The organism is Rhizobium sp. AG207R (assembly GCF_027109195.1).
GTDB classification, from domain to species: Bacteria; Pseudomonadota; Alphaproteobacteria; order Rhizobiales; family Rhizobiaceae; genus Rhizobium; species Rhizobium dioscoreae.
Map to the genome: position 1 here is coordinate 789,006 of NZ_JAEPVT010000001.1, position 19,677 is coordinate 808,682.

Annotated in this window: 17 protein-coding genes; 6 read left to right on the top strand and 11 right to left on the bottom strand. The window is 60.2% G+C overall.

Annotated features, from left to right (window positions below):
- Positions 1-232 precede the first annotated feature (232 nt).
- The gene (locus JJQ51_RS03495; RefSeq protein ID WP_113353256.1) at positions 233-1,129 is read left to right on the top strand and encodes a LysR family transcriptional regulator; all 897 of its coding nucleotides are present in this window, start codon (positions 233-235) and stop codon (positions 1,127-1,129) included.
- A 3-nt stretch (positions 1,130-1,132) separates the two neighbouring features.
- Here JJQ51_RS03495 and JJQ51_RS03500 read toward each other — a convergent pair whose 3' ends face one another.
- On the bottom strand, positions 1,133-2,629 hold the full coding sequence (locus tag JJQ51_RS03500; protein WP_113353563.1) for an aldehyde dehydrogenase family protein: 1,497 nt from the start codon (positions 2,627-2,629) through the stop codon (positions 1,133-1,135).
- Between the two features lie 147 nt (positions 2,630-2,776).
- Here JJQ51_RS03500 and JJQ51_RS03505 point away from each other — a divergent pair, with 147 nt between their 5' ends.
- Positions 2,777-3,523: a glucose 1-dehydrogenase gene (locus JJQ51_RS03505; protein WP_113331310.1), complete on the top strand. Its 747-nt coding sequence runs from the start codon at positions 2,777-2,779 to the stop codon at positions 3,521-3,523.
- Between the two features lie 403 nt (positions 3,524-3,926).
- Here the strand turns inward: JJQ51_RS03505 and JJQ51_RS03510 are convergent, their stop codons facing one another.
- Complete coding sequence (locus JJQ51_RS03510) at positions 3,927-4,094, bottom strand: hypothetical protein (protein WP_156090763.1); 168 nt, start codon at positions 4,092-4,094, stop codon at positions 3,927-3,929.
- On the bottom strand, positions 4,084-4,353 hold the full coding sequence (locus tag JJQ51_RS03515) for a type II toxin-antitoxin system ParD family antitoxin (protein WP_269244313.1): 270 nt from the start codon (positions 4,351-4,353) through the stop codon (positions 4,084-4,086). The genes JJQ51_RS03510 and JJQ51_RS03515 overlap by 11 nt, the downstream gene beginning before the upstream one ends.
- 266 nt (positions 4,354-4,619) lie before the next feature.
- Between JJQ51_RS03515 and serA the strand changes: the two genes are divergently transcribed.
- Entirely contained in the window at positions 4,620-5,858 is a 1,239-nt protein-coding gene (serA, locus tag JJQ51_RS03520; RefSeq protein ID WP_113331136.1) for a phosphoglycerate dehydrogenase, read from the top strand.
- Between the two features lie 184 nt (positions 5,859-6,042).
- Here serA and JJQ51_RS03525 read toward each other — a convergent pair whose 3' ends face one another.
- Complete coding sequence (locus tag JJQ51_RS03525; RefSeq protein ID WP_269244314.1) at positions 6,043-7,530, bottom strand: GMC oxidoreductase; 1,488 nt, start codon at positions 7,528-7,530, stop codon at positions 6,043-6,045.
- Positions 7,531-7,651: 121 nt separating this feature from the next.
- Here JJQ51_RS03525 and JJQ51_RS03530 point away from each other — a divergent pair, with 121 nt between their 5' ends.
- Positions 7,652-8,539 carry a sugar phosphate isomerase/epimerase family protein gene (locus JJQ51_RS03530; RefSeq protein WP_152093989.1) on the top strand — a complete coding sequence of 296 codons (888 nt, stop codon included), beginning with the start codon at positions 7,652-7,654 and terminating at the stop codon, positions 8,537-8,539.
- Between the two features lie 25 nt (positions 8,540-8,564).
- On the opposite strand, the gene JJQ51_RS03535 is transcribed toward JJQ51_RS03530, so the two are convergent.
- Entirely contained in the window at positions 8,565-9,413 is an 849-nt protein-coding gene (locus tag JJQ51_RS03535) for a sugar phosphate isomerase/epimerase family protein (protein WP_269244315.1), read from the bottom strand.
- A gap of 386 nt (positions 9,414-9,799) precedes the next feature.
- On the opposite strand from JJQ51_RS03535, the gene JJQ51_RS03540 reads away from it, so the two are divergent.
- Both JJQ51_RS03540 and galE read left to right on the top strand, forming a co-directional pair.
- Complete coding sequence (locus JJQ51_RS03540) at positions 9,800-10,774, top strand: UDP-glucuronic acid decarboxylase family protein (protein WP_269244316.1); 975 nt, start codon at positions 9,800-9,802, stop codon at positions 10,772-10,774.
- Complete coding sequence (gene galE, locus JJQ51_RS03545; protein ID WP_269244317.1) at positions 10,771-11,745, top strand: UDP-glucose 4-epimerase GalE; 975 nt, start codon at positions 10,771-10,773, stop codon at positions 11,743-11,745. Before JJQ51_RS03540 ends, galE begins: the two co-directional genes overlap by 4 nt.
- A gap of 3 nt (positions 11,746-11,748) precedes the next feature.
- Here galE and JJQ51_RS03550 read toward each other — a convergent pair whose 3' ends face one another.
- Genes JJQ51_RS03550 through JJQ51_RS03575 form a run of 6 tightly spaced genes read right to left on the bottom strand, consistent with a single transcriptional unit; the run spans position 11,749 to position 19,047 of the window.
- A complete protein-coding gene (locus tag JJQ51_RS03550; RefSeq protein ID WP_269244318.1) occupies positions 11,749-12,927 on the bottom strand; it encodes a glycosyltransferase family 4 protein in 1,179 nt (392 codons plus the stop codon).
- Between the two features lie 47 nt (positions 12,928-12,974).
- On the bottom strand, positions 12,975-13,715 hold the full coding sequence (locus JJQ51_RS03555; RefSeq protein WP_269244319.1) for a class I SAM-dependent methyltransferase: 741 nt from the start codon (positions 13,713-13,715) through the stop codon (positions 12,975-12,977).
- Complete coding sequence (locus tag JJQ51_RS03560) at positions 13,712-15,025, bottom strand: glycosyltransferase family 2 protein (protein WP_269244320.1); 1,314 nt, start codon at positions 15,023-15,025, stop codon at positions 13,712-13,714. Before JJQ51_RS03560 ends, JJQ51_RS03555 begins: the two co-directional genes overlap by 4 nt.
- Positions 15,022-16,245: a glycosyltransferase family 2 protein gene (locus JJQ51_RS03565; protein ID WP_113353265.1), complete on the bottom strand. Its 1,224-nt coding sequence runs from the start codon at positions 16,243-16,245 to the stop codon at positions 15,022-15,024. The genes JJQ51_RS03560 and JJQ51_RS03565 overlap by 4 nt, the downstream gene beginning before the upstream one ends.
- Positions 16,226-18,049 (bottom strand): ABC transporter ATP-binding protein, encoded by a 1,824-nt coding sequence (locus tag JJQ51_RS03570; RefSeq protein ID WP_269244321.1) that lies wholly within the window; start codon positions 18,047-18,049, stop codon positions 16,226-16,228. The genes JJQ51_RS03565 and JJQ51_RS03570 overlap by 20 nt, the downstream gene beginning before the upstream one ends.
- A complete protein-coding gene (locus JJQ51_RS03575; RefSeq protein ID WP_269244322.1) occupies positions 18,046-19,047 on the bottom strand; it encodes a glycosyltransferase family 2 protein in 1,002 nt (333 codons plus the stop codon). Before JJQ51_RS03575 ends, JJQ51_RS03570 begins: the two co-directional genes overlap by 4 nt.
- Between the last annotated feature and the right edge of the window lie 630 nt (positions 19,048-19,677).

Consider the following 19,677-nt stretch of genomic DNA (forward strand, 5'->3'; position numbering starts at 1 on the left):
TGCTGCCTCCAGACGGTCTTCTTCGCAACTCCAGTATTGGATGCACCCGAAGAGAAAATCATGCTTGCGGCGTTCGTTGATCCCTCCCGATCCAAGCTGCCTGGTGGGTCGCTTGCGCCGAGCATCACAGGCGGCTTTTTTCCATGGTCGATCTTGTAACAATCGCATGAATATGCTCACGCTCGGAGGTGGTCGATCGGTATCGATCGGCGCAAGTGAGACCATAACAGCCATGCCAAATATTAATCTTAAATTGCTGCAAACCTTTCTTCTTGCAGCGGAATCCGGAAGTTTCCGCAAGGCCGCGGAAGAAAGCAATCGGTCACCTTCGGCGGTGAGCATGCAGATCAAGGATCTTGAGGAGCAGATCGGCATCAGCCTGTTCACACGCACGCCGCAGCGGGTCAATCTCACCAACGAGGGCCAGGCGCTGTTCGAGGAAGTTGGGCGTGCCATGGCCGACGTTCAGGCCAGTCTCGACAGGCTGGCGGAATTGGCCGCCCGCCGCAAAGGGAAAGTCCAGATCGCCTGCGCCCCGACGCTTGCCACCAGCCGGCTCGGCGACATCCTGTCGACCTTCAAGCTGCGCTATCCGCGCAGCATGGTCGAGGTGCAGGAAACCCCGCCGCAGGCAGCACTCGTCATGCTGCAGCAGCAGGAGGTGGAGTTCTATATCGGCCCGGAGGTTCCCAATCTCAACGACTTCCACTTCGAATCGATCATCGACGATCCGCTCGTCGTCTGCATTCCCGAAGAGCTATACAGCGGTGAAAAAACGATCCGGCTAAAGACAATCGCCCAATTCCCGCTGATCATGCTCAATCGCAAGACCGCCGTTCGCGGACTCGTCGATCGCCTGACGCGTGAGGAAGGCGTCGAGCTTGATGTTCAATACGAAGTCGAGAGCGCACAAACCGCGCTAGCGCTCGCCGCGTCGGGGCTCGGCGTTTCGATCGTGCCTGGTATCGCGTTGGGGCAGAATGTCGACAGCCGCGTCCGCGTCGTACCGCTCGACAATCCCAACGCCCGGCGGGCTGTCGGCATTATCACGACCCGTGGCTATGTGCAGCAGCGCTATGCCGAGCAACTCATCGCCCTTATCCGCACCAATCTGCGCGGCGAAGGCTGAACGCTAGTCCGTCTGTATCCAAACAGCCTTGGTTTCGAGATACTCGTGAAGGTGCTCGATACCACCCTCGCGCCCGTAGCCTGACATCTTCATGCCCCCGAATGGCACGGCCGGGTCGAGCGCATGATACATGTTCACCCAGACCGAGCCCGCCTTGATGCGGCGCACCAGCTTGTGCGCCAGTCCGAGATTTTGGGTGAAGATGCCCGCCGCCAGCCCGTAGGGCGATGCATTGGCGCGCTCGACCGCTTCCTCGATCGTATCGAAGGGCATGGCTGAAATGACCGGCCCGAAGATCTCCTCGCGCGCGATCCGCATCTCGTCCTTCACGCCGCCGAATACGGTCGGCGCGATGAAGTTTCCCTTGTCGTAGAGAGCTCCGGAAAGGCGCGTGCCGCCCGCGACCAAAGAGGCACCTTCGCTCTGCCCAGATGCGATGAAGCTCTCGACGACCCGCGCCTGGCGAGCCGAAATCAACGGCCCGATGTCGGTATCGGCTTCGATCCCGTGGCCGATCCGAAGCGACCGGGCAAAATCGGCGACCTTGGCGACGAATTCCTCGTGGATCTCACGCGCGACGAACAAGCGCGAACCGGCGATGCAAATCTGCCCCGAATGCGCAAAGACCGCCATGGCGGCGACAGGCACGGCTCGGTCTATGTCAGCATCGCGGCAGACAATCACCGGCGACTTGCCGCCGAGCTCCAGCGAAACACGTTTCAAGTTGCCGACCGCGGCACGGGCGATCGATTGTCCGGTGACGGTGGACCCGGTGAAGACGATCTTGTTGACATCGGGATGCTCGGCCAGCCGGGCGCCGGCGACCGATCCCTTGCCGGTGACGATATTGACCACGCCGTCCGGCACGCCGGCCTCTTGCATGAGTTTGGCGATCAGCAGCGGCGTGAGCGGCGCGTCTTCCGAGGGTTTCAGAACCACCGTGCAGCCTGTCGCCAGCGCCGGGGCGATCTTCCAGATCGATGCTGCGGTGGGCGCGTTCCATGGAATGATCGCACCGACGACCCCGATCGGCTCCCGGCGGGTGAAGGTCACGATCTCGCCGGGTATGGAATTGTCGATCACCTCACCGTGAAGGGCTGTCGCCATGCCGGCGTAAAACCGCAGCATGCCGATGACCCGACGCTTGTTGGCAAGCGTGCGCGTGATCGGCATGCCCATGTTCAGTGTATCGGAAACCGAAAGGCGCTCCCAATTCTCCTCAAACAGGTCGGCGATTTTCAGGAGCAGCGTCTGACGCTCATAGGGTGAGAACTTCGACCACGGCCCTTCCAGAGCCTGACGCGCCGCGGCGACGGCGCGGTCGACATCGGCGGGAGCAGCCAACGGAACCGTTGCAAGGACTGCGCCGGTCGCCGGATTATAGGTCTCGCTGACTTCGCCGGATTGGGCCGCAACCCATTGGCCGCCGATGAACATTGGCCGGAAGCCACCATCGTAAAGCTCAGCCGCCATTTGCTTGGCGTCGAAAGTCAATGTCATGGCGCGGCCTCCCAGCTTCATTCTGTTGTCGATATTCACTATCAGACGGCCACAATACAAATAAAGAAAGCTAAAAAGGCGTTCAGATAATCGGACTGTGAAATCGCTTCGAGTTATCCGATGCTGTAGGAAATGGAGGAGCTTGACATGCGTCTTACGGGAAAAGTGGCGATCGTTACCGGTGGCGGATCGGGTTTCGGCGAAGGAATCGTCCGGAAATTCGTCGAGGAAGGCGCGCGGGTCGTGCTCGTCGATCGCGACCTCGCCGCAGCGGAGCGGGTGGCAACGCAGCACGAAGGATCGGTCGCGCCACTTGCCGGCGATGTCGCCACGCTCGACAGCCTCGCTGCCGCGCGAGATCTCGCGCTGGCGCGGTTCGGCGGCCTGCACATCCTCGTCAACAATGCGGGTATCGGACAGCCTCCAATGCCGATGGAGGATATGGACGAAGGCCTGTTCGAGCGCATCTTCAATGTCAACATCCGCTCGATCTACAACGGTGCGCGGGCGGTGCTGCCGCATTTCAAGGCCGAGCGGCACGGCGCCATTTTGAACATCGCCTCGACCGGCGGCGTCTCCCCTCGCCCCAATCTCACCTGGTACAATGCCTCGAAGGGATGGGGCATAGCCGCCACCCGAGCGATGGCCGTGGAGCTTGCTCCCTTCGGAATTCGCGTCAACGCCATCAATCCCGTCGCCGGCGATACACCATTGCTCTCGACCTTCATCGGCTCCGACAGCGACGAAAGCCGAGCACGGATCGTCGCCACCATTCCGATGGGGCGGCTTTCGACACCCGCGGACATGGGCAACGCCGCTGCTTTCCTCTGCTCGGACGAAGCGAGCATGATCACCGGCGTCGATCTCAATGTCGATGGCGGCAAGTGCATCTGAAGAGGCAGCGATGAAGGATATGTAAGAGATTGCCGTCGTTCATGGCGACGGCATCGGTCCGGAGGTCTGCGCGGTCGCGGTCGAGGTGGTCATGGCTTTCCGGGAATATCCAGCCGGTGCGGAACATTTCCTCAAGACGGGCGAGAGCTTTCCCGAACCGACCTTTGATGACATTCTTCGGCGCTCGCGTGGTGCGATGATGAACCGTGCTCGTATTCGGTGCTTATTCCGCCTGGCCAAGCCGCGTCAGGTATCGCCGCAGATGTCTTGCCCGCCGAAAACGATAGCAAGCACTCGAAGAACTTGCCGTTCTTCGTCGAGATCGAAATAGAAGATGGCCCGGGTCTTTGTAACCTGCCGCAACCCTGGGCCACGTCGGGCAGAAGCGTTCTCTGGTATGCGCCTAGGCAAGTGCTTCCATGTCGCCTTCGATCGCGTGAAGGCGCGCTGCACCACGATCGAAGGCGTCAGTCAACAGATCGCCAAGCGCAATATAGGATTCGATCAGATGGTCGAAGATCAGGCCGAGGTCCCGGTCGCAGTCGGCGGAACGCACGACTTTAAAGACCATGAGATGCCTTCTTGGAGGAGATCAGCTCCTGGGTCCGCCGGCGACCTTCCTCCAAGGTCAGAAAGTCACCTACCTGCCGCTCGGAAATCAGAGCCTTCAAAGCCGCGAGCTCGGCTGCCCTCAGCACGGCTTCTTGGCGAACGAGTTCAAGCCCATGCTGCACGACGGCGCTCAGGCTTGAGAAGCGCCCCTCTCCGACCAGCTTTCTCGCAAAGACGTCCTGCTGGTCGGAAATTGAGACCGATACCTTCACCGACATCCCACTTCGCTCCCTGTTGCCGAGCTCTATACATTATTCAGTAGTATATAGTGCAACCGTCAATTCACTCATTGATGCAGACGCCGATCTGGCAACCGCTAGAAAGCAAGGATAGGTCCATCACCATGGTGACTTGCTAGAACAAAGCTCCTCTCTGCAGAGCGAATTGAGTTTGCTCTTGCGCTGTCCCTTGGATGGTCTAAGTCATGTGGTCGTGGCGGCGAGCGACGTCGGCCTAATCGAATTTGACGATCGAAGGTAATTCAATGACCGGACAACTTTCTCTTCCCCGTGACCGGATTTCAGTCCTTCTCCTGGAAGGGATCAGCCAGAGTGCGGTGGACTATTTTGCCTCATCCGGTTACGTCAATCTCACCCATTTGCCGAAGGCCCTCGATGACAAGGATCTCAAGAGCCACATCGCAGAAGCACACATCATCGGCATCCGGTCGCGCACGCAGCTGACAGAAGAGATTTTCGGCTCCGCCAAGAAGCTCATGGCGGTCGGCTGTTTTTCCGTGGGAACGAATCAGGTCGATCTGGATGCGGCGCGTCGGCGCGGGATACCGGTGTTCAACGCTCCCTATTCGAATACGCGCTCGGTTGCCGAACTCGTCATCGGTGAAATCATCATGCTGACCAGGCGGATTTTTCCGCGTTCGGCTTCGGCTCATGCAGGTGGATGGGACAAATCCGCCGAAGGCAGTCGCGAGATGCGCGGAAAAACGCTCGGTATCGTCGGCTACGGCAATATCGGCTCGCAGCTGAGCGTCCTTGCCGAAAGCATGGGTATGAACGTTCGCTATTTCGATCCGTCGGACAAGCTTCGCCACGGCAATTCGGAATCCATGGCTTCGCTTGGCGAGTTGCTCGAAATCGCGGATTTCGTGACGATGCATGTTCCCGAAACCAGCTCGACCCAGAACATGATCACCGAGGCCGAGCTGCGCAGGATGAAGAAGGGTGCCTTCTTCATCAACAACTCCCGCGGCACCGTGGTCGATCTTGATGCGCTTGCGAAGGTCTTGAAAGAGGGACACCTCGCCGGCGCGGCCGTCGACGTGTTCCCCAAGGAGCCGGCATCGAACAAGGAACGCTTCGAAACGCCGCTGCAAGGTTTGGACAATGTGATTCTCACTCCGCATATCGGCGGATCGACCGAAGAAGCCCAGGAGCGTATAGGAAGGGAAGTTTCCAGGAAGCTTGTTGAATATTCCGATGTCGGCTCGACGCTGGGAGCGGTCAATTTCCCGCAGGTCCAATTGCCGCCGCGTCCAAACGGCACGCGCTTCATCCATGTTCACGAAAATCGCCCGGGTATCCTAAACAGCCTGAATACGATCTTTTCGTCGCGCGGGCTGAATATCGTCGGCGAGTTCCTGCAAACACACGGCGAAACGGGTTACGTGGTTATTGAAGTGGAAGGCGTTGGCCAAACGGCGAATGAGATACTCGACACGCTTCGCCAGATCCCGGGAACGATACGAGCGCGATTGGTCTACTGACCGATCTGCTGTTGACGACGGTGGCCCCTTTCGGTGACGATAAGGGCGCACACCCCTTCACTATCATCGATCCATAGCGTTGAACGCGACCTGACATCGTCCAGCAGACCTACCACTTTCAGCAAGGCTTGCGGGCCGAGATCGGACCTCGAGTTTTCCCTCAATAATTCAGCGGGTCTCTCGATCAGGCGATACGGCGGGCGGCAGCGATCCGGGTGGCGCCGATACTGGCAAGAGCGACGCTGAACAGGGTCGGGTTTGTGGCGGTCTTCGTGGGAATGACCCCATTGCCGGCAACATAGAGGTTGTCGAAGCCCCAGACCTTGGAATTCCTGTCGCAAACGCTGGTGCCATCGTCGCGCTCGCCCATACGGATCGTGCCCTGATAATGCAGCGACGAGCCGACCGGCTGCACGAAGGTGGCAAAACCGGGCGCCGGGCGACCGATAATGGCGGAAATTCGCTGGGCATGGCCCTTGGCCTCTTCGAGGCGCGCCTTGTCGCCCTCCGACTGACGCCAATGGATGGAAATAGCCGGCAGCCCGAGCCAGTCACGGCGATCGTCATCGAAGGTGACACGGTTGTCGGCGCTGATATCGGAGGGCACGAAAACGCCCATGCCAATCGGCTGGCCGCTCATGTCGCTGGCATGCGGCATCGAGTGCAGGCTCGCCGGGGCGATGGTGACCGAATAGGGGAAATCCTTGGTAGCCGGAATCCAGCTCATCGCGGTCATGGGCACATCGGTTTGCATCTCGGTGATCTGCGAAACGATATAATGGTCGTTGATGTAGCGACCGAGCGCTTCAGGGCGGATGCCGGAGGCGTAGAGCAGCTGAGGAGAATGCAGCGAGTCGCATGCAACGACGACCGTGCCGGCCTTGACAATGAAGGTTTCCTCCGAGCCGGCGCGGGCAAGTTCAACCCCCGTGACATGACCATTTTCATGGATCACGCGGCGGCAGGCGGTTTCAGAGAGAATATGAAAGCTCTCCTCGGGCTCGTCGACAAGGTCGCCGAGAACGACGTCAGTGCCATGATAGCGCAGGCCGTCAGGACCTGGCGTTGCCGCGAGTGGCATTGGCTGGACGAAGCGATCGGGTGAGCGACCGGGATTGAAGACCTCGCCCAGGCGCTCGCGCATGGCGATTGCCGCGACATCGCCCGCACGTGGGTCCTTGTTGGTACCCAGCAATCGCGCCGACACGGCCAGGGCCTCATGCATCTCATCGGTGGGGATGAAGGGCACCAGTTCGATCTCGGATGGCACCGGTGTGCCGGTCGACCATTTGGTGCCCATTCCGCCGACATTGGCCGCCGAGAAGCCGGCGAAGAGGTTCTCATCCTGGGCATCGGCGTCATTGGCGATGAAAAGGCCCGAGCGGCGCAGCAACGAATGATCGAAGCCGCCAGCGCGGCGGGCCTCCCACTCTTCCTTGTTGATTGGCATGCGCGGGCTGCGGTCGCCGCCCTGGGCGCGCACCTCGCAGGCCGCGCGCTCGTCGAGATCGAGAATATTGTCGAGATGTGCGCCCTTTTGCGGCAAAATCTGCGGGCCGGCTTCCACCATCAGGATACGCGCTTCCGGCCAGTCGTTCCTGATGACCCGTGCATAGGCCGATCCAGTCGGGCCACTTCCGATGATGACGACGTCGGCGGACTGACGAGACATTCCTGCTATTCCCCACTCTTAAATCAATTTGATTGCAAACAAAGATGTATCGTAGCCGAAGTCAACCGGGATTGTTAAGTTGCCGAACAAAGTTTTTGTGAAAAGCTCGAGGAGAGGCACGATGAAGGTAGGTCTGAGTTCATACAGTTTCCGTCCGTTGATGCAGAGCGGCGCCATGCAGATCGAGGATGTCTTTGCCTGGGTCGGCAAACATGGCGGCGATCATGTCGAACTGGCAACGCTTTCCGTGGCGCCCGAAGGGCAGGACCTGCGATATGAACTCGCCGATGACGGGGAGATGCTGGAGCGGCTAAAGGGCGCGTCCCAGAAAAACGGCGTCCCGCTTTCCGGTCTCTGCATGTCCGGCAATTTCATTGATGACGGCGAACGCGCGTTCCAGCTTGGCCGGCTGAAGCGTTATGTCGAGCTTTGCGACAAGCTCGGTGTCCGCTTCCTGCGCCACGATGTCGTGCCCTGGTCGCTCCGCGCAACGGAGCCCGGCCAGTTCGAAGCGGCATTTCCGGCAATCGCCGACGCCACCCATGAGCTCGCCGCGCATGCCGGGCGCTATGGCGTGACCACCAGCGTCGAGGATCACGGGTTCTTCATGAATTCCAGCGAGCGGATCAAGCGGCTTCTTCATGCCGTCAATCTGCCGAGCTTCAGGCTGACCGTCGATATCGGCAATTTCCTCTGCGTCGACGAGAATCCGCTCACGGGGACGCGTGCCTGCCTCTCTCATGCAAGTTTCATCCACCTCAAGGATTTCTATGTGCGCCAGTCAGCGCCTGGCGCGGACTGGCTGCGGACGATCGGCGGCCAGGCAATCCGCGGCTCGGTCTTCGGCTATGGCGACCTGCCCGTCAGGTCCATCATCGAGGACATCGTCGCCTCGGGCTATGACGGCTTCGTCTCGCTGGAATATGAAGGCAACGAGCCAACGCAATTTGGCTGCGAAACCGGCCTGAAGAATGCGAAGGCAATGTTTGCGGCCGCCGCCGGCCGCTGACCATCGCCCGCTTGCAATCCAGCCATCACAGCGCGGCGATCCGATCGACGCGCTTCTTCAAATCGGCGAGGCGCTGTCGGTCGCCTCCCGGCACCTCGAGGGAGGCCCAGCCGGAATAGCCAATATCAGACAGGGCCTTGTTGACCGCGGCCCAATCGCAGTCGCCCTCGCCCAGTTCGACATCGAAGCCCTTCCATGGGCCTTCGCTGTTCATCTTTTCCAGGCTGTATTCCTTGATGTCGATTTTCAGGATGCGTTTGCCGAGCGCTTCGATCCAATTTGTCGGCCGGCCGTAGCGGAGTACATTGCCGACATCGAAATACCAGCCGAGCTTCGGATGGCGGAAGCGATCGATGAAATCCGCCGCCTCAAGGGGGCTTAGCAGAAAGTCGTTCCACACGTTTTCGAGCGCGATCGATACGCCGCTCTCTTCCGCGGCGGGCAGGATCCTGGCGATTTCCTCGCGAGCTCTCGCGTAAGCGGTCTTGTAACTGGTGCCCGCATTGACAATGCCGGGAACGAGCAGCACCGTCGTCGCGCCATAGAGCTTCGCATCATGCAGAGCCTTGATCATCGAATCGACACAAGCCTGGCGTGCCGATGGATCGGGATCCGTCAGCGGACGCTTCCAGTGCACCGCATTGACGAAGCCGGGGATAGCGAGCCCAGTCTTGTCGCGGGCATTCAGAACTTCGTCGAGCGGCAGGTCATTGGGCGCATCGAGCTCGACCCCGTCATAGCCGAGATCCCGCAGGAGCTGGAACTTCTCCAGGATGGAGAGCGAAGGCTCCTCGACCATGCCCCATTTCAGGCTGATCTTCGCCAACGGGCGAGCGGAAACGGGCGAAAAGGAATTAGCTGTGGATTCGGTCATTGATAGGTCTTCGCGTGGCATGGTCGGATAGCGGCGGCACTATGTCAGCCAATCCAGGGCCGATCAATCGATCATTGGCAGCCAGGACGCGATGCCCGCCATGCTGCCGTCCGGAAGGCTTTCGGCTTCCATCGGACTAAAGTCCAATCCACGACAGGACCTAGGCCCGAAGATGCAATCTTTGGTCCTAATGCCATGGATCGCTCGGGCCTTTGCGCCAGTTGTTTCCGGCGATGGAAGCGGTCGGATACCCGGCCGCTGTCGTAATGCATGCGGAGAAGGTCGATGAATATCAACGGCGTCCTTGAAAGCGGCATCCCAGCCCCGGCATCCGACATAGTTTCCGACGGCGGCGATATCACGCCACCAGTGGCGAGATAACCGTCATGCAGCAAACAAAGCGAATCCTAGTTACCGGCGGCGCAGGTTTTCTCGGCTCCTTCCTATGCGAACGGCTTTTGCGTGAAAAACATGAGGTTATCTGCGTAGACAATTTTTTTACAGGACGGAAAAGCAACGTCTCGCATCTGCTCGATAGCAGATCTTTCGAAATCGTACGCCACGACATTACCTTCCCCCTTTATGTGGAGGTCGACGAGATCTACAACCTCGCCTGTCCGGCGAGCCCGGTTCACTATCAGTTCGATCCGGTGCAGACCACCAAGACCAGCGTCCACGGCGCGATCAACATGCTTGGCCTCGCCAAGCGGGTCGGCGCCAAGATCCTCCAGGCCTCGACATCCGAAGTCTATGGCGATCCCGAGATCCATCCCCAACAGGAGGAGTATTGGGGCCGGGTGAACCCGATAGGCCCGCGCTCCTGCTACGACGAGGGCAAGCGCTGCGCGGAGACCCTGTTCTTCGATTACTGGCGTCAACACCGGCTACGGATCAAGGTGGCGCGCATCTTCAACACCTATGGCCCAAGGATGCGCCCCGATGACGGCCGCGTCGTCTCCAACTTCATCGTGCAGGCGCTGCAGAACAAGCCGATAACGGTTTATGGCAGCGGCCAGCAGACGCGCTCGTTCTGCTATGTCGACGATCTTATAGATGGCCTGGTTCGCCTGATGGGAACAATGGACGAGATCACAGGCCCGATCAATCTCGGCAACCCGGCGGAGTTTACGATGCTGGAACTTGCCAATCTCGCGATAGAACTGACCGGCAGCCGCTCGGCGATAAAATACCTGCCACTGCCGGCCGATGATCCCAGGCAACGGCAGCCGGATATCGGGGTCGCGTCGCGCGAACTCGGCTGGAAACCGAAGGTTCAGTTGAAAGCCGGGCTTGGCAAAACGATCGCCTATTTCGAGGAACTGCTTTCGTCTGGCCGTTCGCGCGCGATCGCCGCCGAATGAGGACGGTCCTTGTCACCGGCGGAGCCGGCTATATCGGATCGCATTGCTGCAAGGCCTTCGCAAAGGCTGGATGGTCGGTTGTCACCTACGACAATCTCTCCCGCGGCTGGCGTGACGCCGTGAAATGGGGGCCGCTGGTCGAGGGCGACATTGCCGACGCCGAGGCGGTGGCGGCGACGTTACGCCAATACCGTCCGGATGTGGTCGCCCATTTCGCGGCCTATGCCTATGTCGGCGAATCCGTCGAGTTTCCCGAACTCTACTATCGGAATAACACATTCGGGACGCTGGTTCTCATCGAGGAAATGCTCAAAGCGGGCGTCAACAGGCTGATCTTTTCAAGCACCTGCGCATCCTATGGCATTCCGAGCCGCACCCCGATTGACGAGACCCATCCGCAGTGGCCGATCAATCCCTATGGATGGTCGAAGTTCATGATCGAGCGGATAGTGGAGGATTTCTCGCGCGCCCACGGCCTCAACGCGGTGATGCTGCGATATTTCAATGCGGCCGGCTGCGATCCCGATGGCGAGATCGGTGAACGGCACGAGCCCGAGACGCATGTCGTGCCGCTCGCCATAGAAGCGGCGATCAGACCGGGCCGAACCTTCACCATGAACGGCACCGATTTCGACACGCGCGACGGAACGGCCATCCGCGACTACATCCACGTCAGCGATCTCGCGCAGGCTCATGTCCTTGGTGGAGAGAAGCTGTTGCGGGATGAGGGTGTACACATCTACAACCTCGGCACAGGCAACGGAACGACCGTTAGGGAATTGGTCGATGCCGTCAGCCGCATTTGTGGACGCAGCCTTCCGGTCGCCTATGGTCCCCGCAGGGCCGGCGACCCACCGGCTCTTGTGGCTGCGGCCGATAAGGCCGAGCGAGAGCTTGGATGGGTGCCCAGGCATTCCAGCATCGAAAGGATTATCGAGACGGCGCTCGCCTGGTATCGCGACCGGATGTGATCCTTACCTGCGTGCCGTTGTCAGAAACTCATCGAGAGCGGCGCCAACCGCTTCGATCGAAAATTTTTCCATCACCCGCCGTCGGGCGGCGGCACCCAATCGCGCGCGAAGAGCTTCATCATCTTTCAATCTCGCCAAGGCCGACGCGATTTCGTCGGGCTGTTCCTGCGCGACCATCAGGCCGCCCGAGGCCTCGCCGTCGACGAGAATGTCCGGCAGGCCTTGTGCATCCGAAGCGATGACGGGAAGGCCGCAGGCCATGGCTTCCAATGGCGCGACCGGCATGCCCTCGATACGGGAAGCCGTTACATAGACGTCCGCAGCCGATAGCCAGCGGCGGATCAAGGTTCGGTCCGTCATGTAGCCGGACAACCATTGCACGTTCGCCAGTTCGCTTGCGCGAACGAGTTTGGCGAAAGCATCATTGTCCTGACCCGAGCCAATGATCACCAATCGGCACGCAGAAACACCGGCGAAGCGTTCCCAGGCCTTGAGAAGCACATCGAGCCCCTTGCGGCGGATATCGATGCGCCCGTGATTGACGACGATGAAGCAATCCCGCGGCAGGCCAAGATTTGCTCGCGCCTCGCCGCGATCCATCGCGTGCCATTCCTGGGTAGCCAGCGGATTGGGGATATTCGCTATATTGGGAGCAATGCGTGGATAGGCCCTGGCAAGACGCTCACGCTCCGCGGAAGACGCAACGATCAGGCCGCGGCACGCGCGCAGCGAAAGCCGTCTTGCAGCGGCCTCGACCCAGGACAGCGTGCGATCCCCTCCCTGAAAGGTGGCATAGAGTGGGAGGTGCAAGCCTCGTGCCAGCCATGCCAGCGCATCGAAGCGCGTATATTCATACTCTTGGGCAAGCAGCAGATCGCATTTGGAGCGGCAAAGAATCTCGCGGAAGGCTGAAAGCGGCGTTGCAGACCAGCGCCGCAGGCTATAGGCGGCAGGGGAATGGCCCTGGCGTGGCCGCTTTGCCGGTGCGACCCAGATCGGCGTGCCCGTGCCGGGGTGCTCATAGCACTCAATCCTGTTCACTCGCTCCGATGCACAGACGATGATCGGCTTGTGGCCGGCCGAACCCAGTGCCGCCGCATAGCCGAACAGCCAGCCTCCCGTCATCCGTTCGACGAAATCCTGAAGTTCAAGCCCGATCGGATCGAGGAATTCTTCGATCACGTCTCCCCATGGGAAAAGCGCGATCACCTTTGACGTCTGGTCGCCTCTCATTTGCGCCAGGCAAAGGCCGTCTCGGTGCCACGCGTGGATGGCCGGTGCATCAAGTAACCGAGAAAGGTCACGGGCGCGGCCAGCGCATAGAGGACCCTGCGACGACGGCGTCCGATGCGGGAAAACGAAACGTCGTGGAAAAACGCGGTGGCGGCGTTGATGAAGGTGGCGCGCCGTTCCGGGCGTCTGTCGAAAAGGGCCGCGAGTTCCGGGTCCCGGTATCCCCGCCTGACATGGCCCCATTCGCGCATCAGTTCGCTTTCATGCGGACAATGGCGTTTCATGACGCTGAAATAGGGATAATGCCAATTGATCTCGGGGGTGGAGATCAGGACATATCCGCCCGGCCGTACCACCCGCAGCGCCTCCTGCGCTGCGCGGCGGTCGTCCTCGATGTGCTCCAGCACGTCGAACATGGTGACGATATCGAAACTGTCGTCATCCATCGGCAGCGAGCAGGCGTCGCCGCAAATGAAGGTCGATTTCGCACAGGACGGCTGATGGTCGGCCAGTTCAGGGTCGATATCGAGCGTGACGATTTCGGCTTGCGGATAAAGGATGCTGGCAAGACCGCTGCGACCGCCGCCGATTTCCAGCACCCGTCCGGTGCCTCCGGTTTCCGCCGGCGCCACCCGATGGATGGCGCGCATCTTCTCGCGATAGAACAGGCCATCCGTCAAGCCGTTCGGATAAGGGTTTCCGGACAGAAACTGGCCAAGCGCTGCTTTCTTGATCATCGCGATATTCCCTTTTCAGCCTTAGCAGCGGTCCCCATCGGGGTTCGCCGCATTCTCCAGCCGAAGCGCAGGAGAAACTGCAGGCCGGCGAGCCAGCCCTCTACTTCGGCCGCCAAAATTCCGAGCCTGCCCGGAGGCCCTTCGAAAAGCGCCTTGACGAAGGTCTTGGCAAAATAGACCGGCAGCTGCTTGCCGATGCGCACGATGTTTCCGCGATCGCCGAAATTATCGTATTGCGTCACAAGGGCTGCGACATGGCCCTTCATATAGGCTTTGATCTGCCGCTTGAGGCCGGGCCAGTCGCTGCGATGGTGGTGGAAGACAACGGCCCGGGGTTCGTAGAGGCATACGCCGCCGGCCGCCAACAGTCGGTACCAAAGCTCCGAATCCTCAGAGCATCCCGCCGCTCCCGCGCCAAGGCGTTCGTCAAAGAGGCCAACCCGCTCGAATACGCAGCGTCGAAAGGCCATGTTGGCGCCGGCGCCGATCTTCCAGACATGGGCTCCGCTCGGCCGCGTCTCCTCAAAGAAACGCCTGTCGAAGGTGAGCGGCACAAAGGTGGAGCCAAAGCCGCCCATGGTGAACTGAAAGGAGCATTGCGCCGCCGTATCGAGACGCGCCGGCAGCACAAGACCGGTGAACGCGTCGACGACATTCTGCTCCGCAAAGGTACGCGCGATCTCCGCGGTCCAGCCCGGATGGGCTTCGACGTCGTCGTCGGTGAAAGCGACGATATCAAACTGGCTCGCTTGAATCCCAGTGTTCCGGGCTCGACTTAGACCGGCATGGGGCTCGTGGACATAGCGAAAATCGGGGAATTGCCTGCAGATGTCCCTGGCGTTCCCGTCTTCGGAATTGTCGACGATGACGACCTCGCCCGGAGCGCTGCGTTGCGCTGCGAGGCTGGCCAGACATTTGCTCAGGGCCGGACCACGATCACGGGTGCAGACGATCACGGAGACATCCCGCGCCGAAGCCGAGGATGGAATTGCGATCGCATCGAGCGTCTCTACCAGATTTTCCGATTCAAGCGCGGTCTCCAGCGAGAGCGCGGGCTTGGGCTGTCCTTCATAGGTGGCACGCAACGGCGCGCCCAGCCCGACGCTGCGCGCTTGGAGTTGTGCGGCCGCATGTTCGGCAGCAAGCTGGCGCAATTGAGAGGCACCGTGAGGTAGCTCGTCCTCCAGGGACGCCCGTGCCCCGAGCGGCAGGTCCTTCCACCAGAAGATCGACAATGCGGGCGCGCGAGCGCCGCCGATATCCGCAGCAGCAAGATCGACATGCCTCACCTCAAAACGCTCCGTCGTCATGAATTGCGCTCCCGGATCGACCTGATACGGGCGCGCGAGCGATCGTATTCACCGGCAAGGCCGTAGATTCCGCCCCACAGCTCCGCGATACCGAAACGCAGCTCATGCCCACGCAGCCGCCGCGCAGCACGGGCAAGCGCCTTCAACTGGTCGAAGAACCACCAGCGGACCATGGCGCGATGGCGCGCTCGCATCGCGCTATCGGTGCGATAGCTCTTGACGAGAAAAGCCATCATGCCAAGACCCCAGGTCCAGTATTGCCGCCTGAGCTGCGGAATGGTTTCGCGGTGCTCGTGATAAACCGCATATTCCGGCTCATAAATCATCGGGCGTCCGGAGCGCAGGACGCGGTAAAAGATATCGAGATCCCCGCCTCCGGGCAGCGGCGCGCCCGTATCGAGCGCCTCGTCGAAACCGCCGAGCTCGATCAGCAACGCGCGGTCGAAGGCCATGTTGCAGCCGGCGCCGAGAATGCCGGCGCCAACGGGATGGAGCGGATTGTCAAAGCGCGCCTTGTGAAACTCCCGCCGCGCAAAGCCGCGGCCGAACCCTCCGCGTCGCTCGAAAAAGACCTGCGCCTCGGTGTCGAGACGAAACGGCAGCACGAGGCCGGTGAAACCGCCGACGCCAGGGTTGTCGCGGCACGCCTTGGCAAGGCCTGCAAGCCAATTGCGGTCCACCACGACATCATCGTCCAGATAGGCGATAATGTCGCCCCAAGCCGCATGAAGGGCGGCGTTTCGGGCGAAATCCAACCCAGCCTTCGGTTCGAAAACGTAGCGGATATCGCGGAAACTCTCGGCGGCTTCGCGCGTGGCCGCATCCACCGAGGCATTGTCGACCACGATGATTTCGACGAACTGGAAAGGAGATCCATCCCGAACCTGATCGAGCGACCGCAGCAATCGGGAGAGGCGCTGCGCACGATCCTTGGTGCAGATCGCGATGCTGAGACTGGGCAGCGTCGTCTCGCTCGCCGGCAAGCGCGCCCTCAGCTCCTCCTCCAACTTCGCGACGAGGATGCGTTCCGCAAATCGCTCATCGGCAAGGGATTTCAGGCTCTCGGCCGGCAGCATGGAGCCGGCGGGTCGCTCGATCATTTCAAATGCGATCAGCCGGCCCTGCCATCGCGCGATCAAGCCGACACCGGTCTGCTCAGCCGAGAGTTCGATCGGCGCCAGGGGCTTCGACAACTCGATATCAATAAGCTTGTAACTCATCACCCAACTCCCGCCCGCCGCGGCGACCGTGCTGAAATTCGTGGAGCCTGGAAAAATGTCCCTGCCGCTTGAAGAGCTCATCCGGCGAACCAGCCTCGACCACACGGCCCTTCGTCATGACGATGATCTGATCGGCGGCCAGAACGGTCGAGAGCCGGTGAGCGATCACGACAACGGTGCGGTTGTGTGAGTACTCGTCGAGCGCCAGCTGAAACGCCTGTTCGGTTTCGGCGTCGAGCGCGTTCGTCGCCTCGTCCAGGAGCAGAATATCGGGATTTCGAAGGATCGTTCGCGCAAGGGCCACGCGCTGCCTTTGCCCGCCCGACAGGCGCATTCCCTGATCGCCGATCCGTGTGCCGTAGCCATCCGGAAGCAGGCGGATGAAATCGTCCGCCTTGGCGATTTCGGCAGCCTTGCGGATCTCGGCGGGCCCGGCCTCCAGATCGCCATAGGCGATGTTGGCTGCAATCGTGTCGTTGAAGAGATGGACCTCCTGCGACATCAGCGACAGGCGCTTGCGCCAGCTGCGGAGATCGAATTCGGAAAGAGGCATGCCGTCTGCCACGATCGCACCGGATCTCGGATCCATGAAGCGAAAGAGCAGCGCCATCACCGTGGACTTGCCGGCCCCCGATTCGCCGACGATCGCAGTTGTTTTGCCGGCAGGAATGCTGAAGGAGACATCCTCCAGCGCAAGCGGCTGACCAGGCGCATAACGGAAGGAGACGTTGCGAAATTCGACGGCTTTCCTGAAGGCGGGCGCCTGCACGTGCCCCTGCGAGAGAAAAGGCTTCTCCGTCGTGCGGAGGAAGTCGTCGACATCGTCGATGCTGCCGGCGAGCCCATCGAGCGCGATCTTTGATTGCAGCAACTCGCGCGTTGGGCCTTGCAGACGATATAGCAGCGAGAGAAACGCGGCCAGTGCGGCAATGCCCAATCCTACCGATTGAGCGACAAGAACGAGCGCACCGATCAGGATCGTAATCGAGATTTCCGAGACAGGTCCCGGTGTCGCCCACAGCATATCGAGCTTCAGAAGGCGTCGCCGCACATTGTCGGAAGTCTTCCGGAAGCGGTTGCGTTCGTAGTCCTCCTGGGCGAAGGCGCGGATCAATTGCAGCGCGTTGATGCTCTCCCACATCCTCAGGCCGAACTGCTTGTTTTCCTCGACAACGGCCTTGCCGGTCTCGTCCGCGCGCCGAGTGGCCAGGCGAATGGCCATGGCGCCCATGAGCAGAAACATCATCGAGAAGAAGGTCAGACGAACGGAAATCAGCAGCATCAACAGCATGAAGACGGCGAAGGTGCAGAAGCAGATCATCAAACGGTAAGCGAGGCTTAAGGCCTGACTGACTTTCCAGGTGTTGTTGGCGATCGTCGTGATGATATCGGAGCGTTTGTTTTCCACCCGGTAGTCGATGCACGAGCTTATCGTCTGATCGAAGACCCTTGCTCTTAGCCGATGCGCAACGAGACCGTCGATATACCGGGTCACCCAGATATTGACGAGATGGACGGCATTCTTCAGAAGAATGCTGACGCACAGCACGCCCACCAGGAATGCCGTCAAATGGCTCTGTGGAACGGCCGCGAGCAGCCGGTCGAAAATTCGCTGCCATTCTCCCTGCTGCGCCGCTACGGCACCGAGACTCTGAATGAGGGGAATGAAGAGAAAGAGGCCTGCCCCCTCGAGAACCGCGGCGGCCAGGCCGAGCCCGATGATGGTCGGTCCTGCCCAGGCAGGCGCCTCCGCCAGGCGGAAGAGCCGTTGCAGGCGCGTGAGAAACGAACCGCCCGGCCTCACGGGACCGTCTCCAGATAGAGCGGCCGCAACTCCGCGTTTCTTTGCAATCCCCTCAGCCGAGCCTTGAGCCAATCGGGAACCAGCCTGGCACGGCAATATACGTCCAATATGTTTGGCAGGCTCGAAATCGCCTGACGTGGCTCCAATGCCAGAAATCGCCGAAACAGATCACAACCATCGAAAAAGCGACCGCTGACAAAAGCTCTGACGACCAGCCAATGGATCATATCGACCAGATGGGCATCGAGATCGCTACCATACTGAGGATATTTTTCACGATACTCGGCGAGGACGATTTCGCATGAAGAGAGCATCCGCCTGACGTCGCTCGACATGTTCGTGTTCGTCATGCGGTAGCCGATCAAGTGCTGCTGTATGACGCGGAATTCGTAATTCTCCGCAATTCTGAGGCAGATCAGAAGATCCTCGCAACCCTGCGCGTTGCGTGCCCTTAAGGATGGGTCGAACTGCCCGGCGTCTTCGAAGGCGGAACGACGCATGAGCATCGAACTGCCGTTGCCGACGAAATTGTTTCTGCACATGCGCTGAAGCACGTGTCCTTCATGGCTTGGCCGGTTATGCAGCGAAAACACGCGGCTATGTTCGTCGATGAGCGCATACCAGCAATAGGCCAATCCCACCGACGGCCCGCCCATGTCAAGCGCTTGCCACTGAAGGGCGATCTTTGACGGAGCCCATAAATCGTCGGCATCGATAAATGCGAGAAATTCGGCATCGGTCGCGGCCGCACCGTTGTTACGCGCGACGGCGACACCACTATTGGCCTGCCGAAGGATCCGAATTCGCCGATCCTGCCTCGCATATTCAGCCACGATCGATAATGATCGATCCGAAGAACCATCATCGACAATGATGATATCGAGCTCCTGATGCGTCTGGCGACAGATGCTGGCCAGGGTCGCACCGATCGTTCGTTCGGCGTTGAACATCGGTACGACGACCGCAACGGTGGTCCTTCGCTTAGCTTCCACAGCCATTGCCACCCTTGGCGACGAAGCAGATGATACAGCTACCGACGGAATCATTGGTGAATGCCGGGGCTGGGGTGCCGCTTTCACGGGCGCCGTTCATATTCATCGATCTCTCCGCATGCACTACGACAGCGGCCGAATATCCCGCCGCTTCCCTCGCGGGAAACAACTGGCGCAAAGGTCGGGGCAATCCATGGCATTAGGACCAAAGATTGCGTCCTCGGCCCTAGGTCCGATCACAAACCAGACTTTAGTCCGATGTAGATGGCTTTGTTGCCAAAATCAGCGGGGCGATTTCCGGCAGCGATGGTTTTCAGCGGGATTTTTTACGGGCACTTCCAGGTGAACTCACCGCGGGGGCGGTGACTTTGCGGGTATATACATCCCGCCGCCTACCATATTTCGATTCGGCGCTGATCCATTCAATGCGACACGCCCGCGGACGCCAACCGGAGGCGCCAGCAATTTCAACACATCGGCGCGCACGAGGCTTGCATATGTAACGGGGTCGCGACGACGGCGCGTAGATCGATCGACAACGACTGGGCTTGATGCGTGATCCTATCCGACCACCTCCACCATCTGCAAGACATCTCGCCTTCGCCCAAAGATCATTCGTTCAGACGGCTAGCCAAT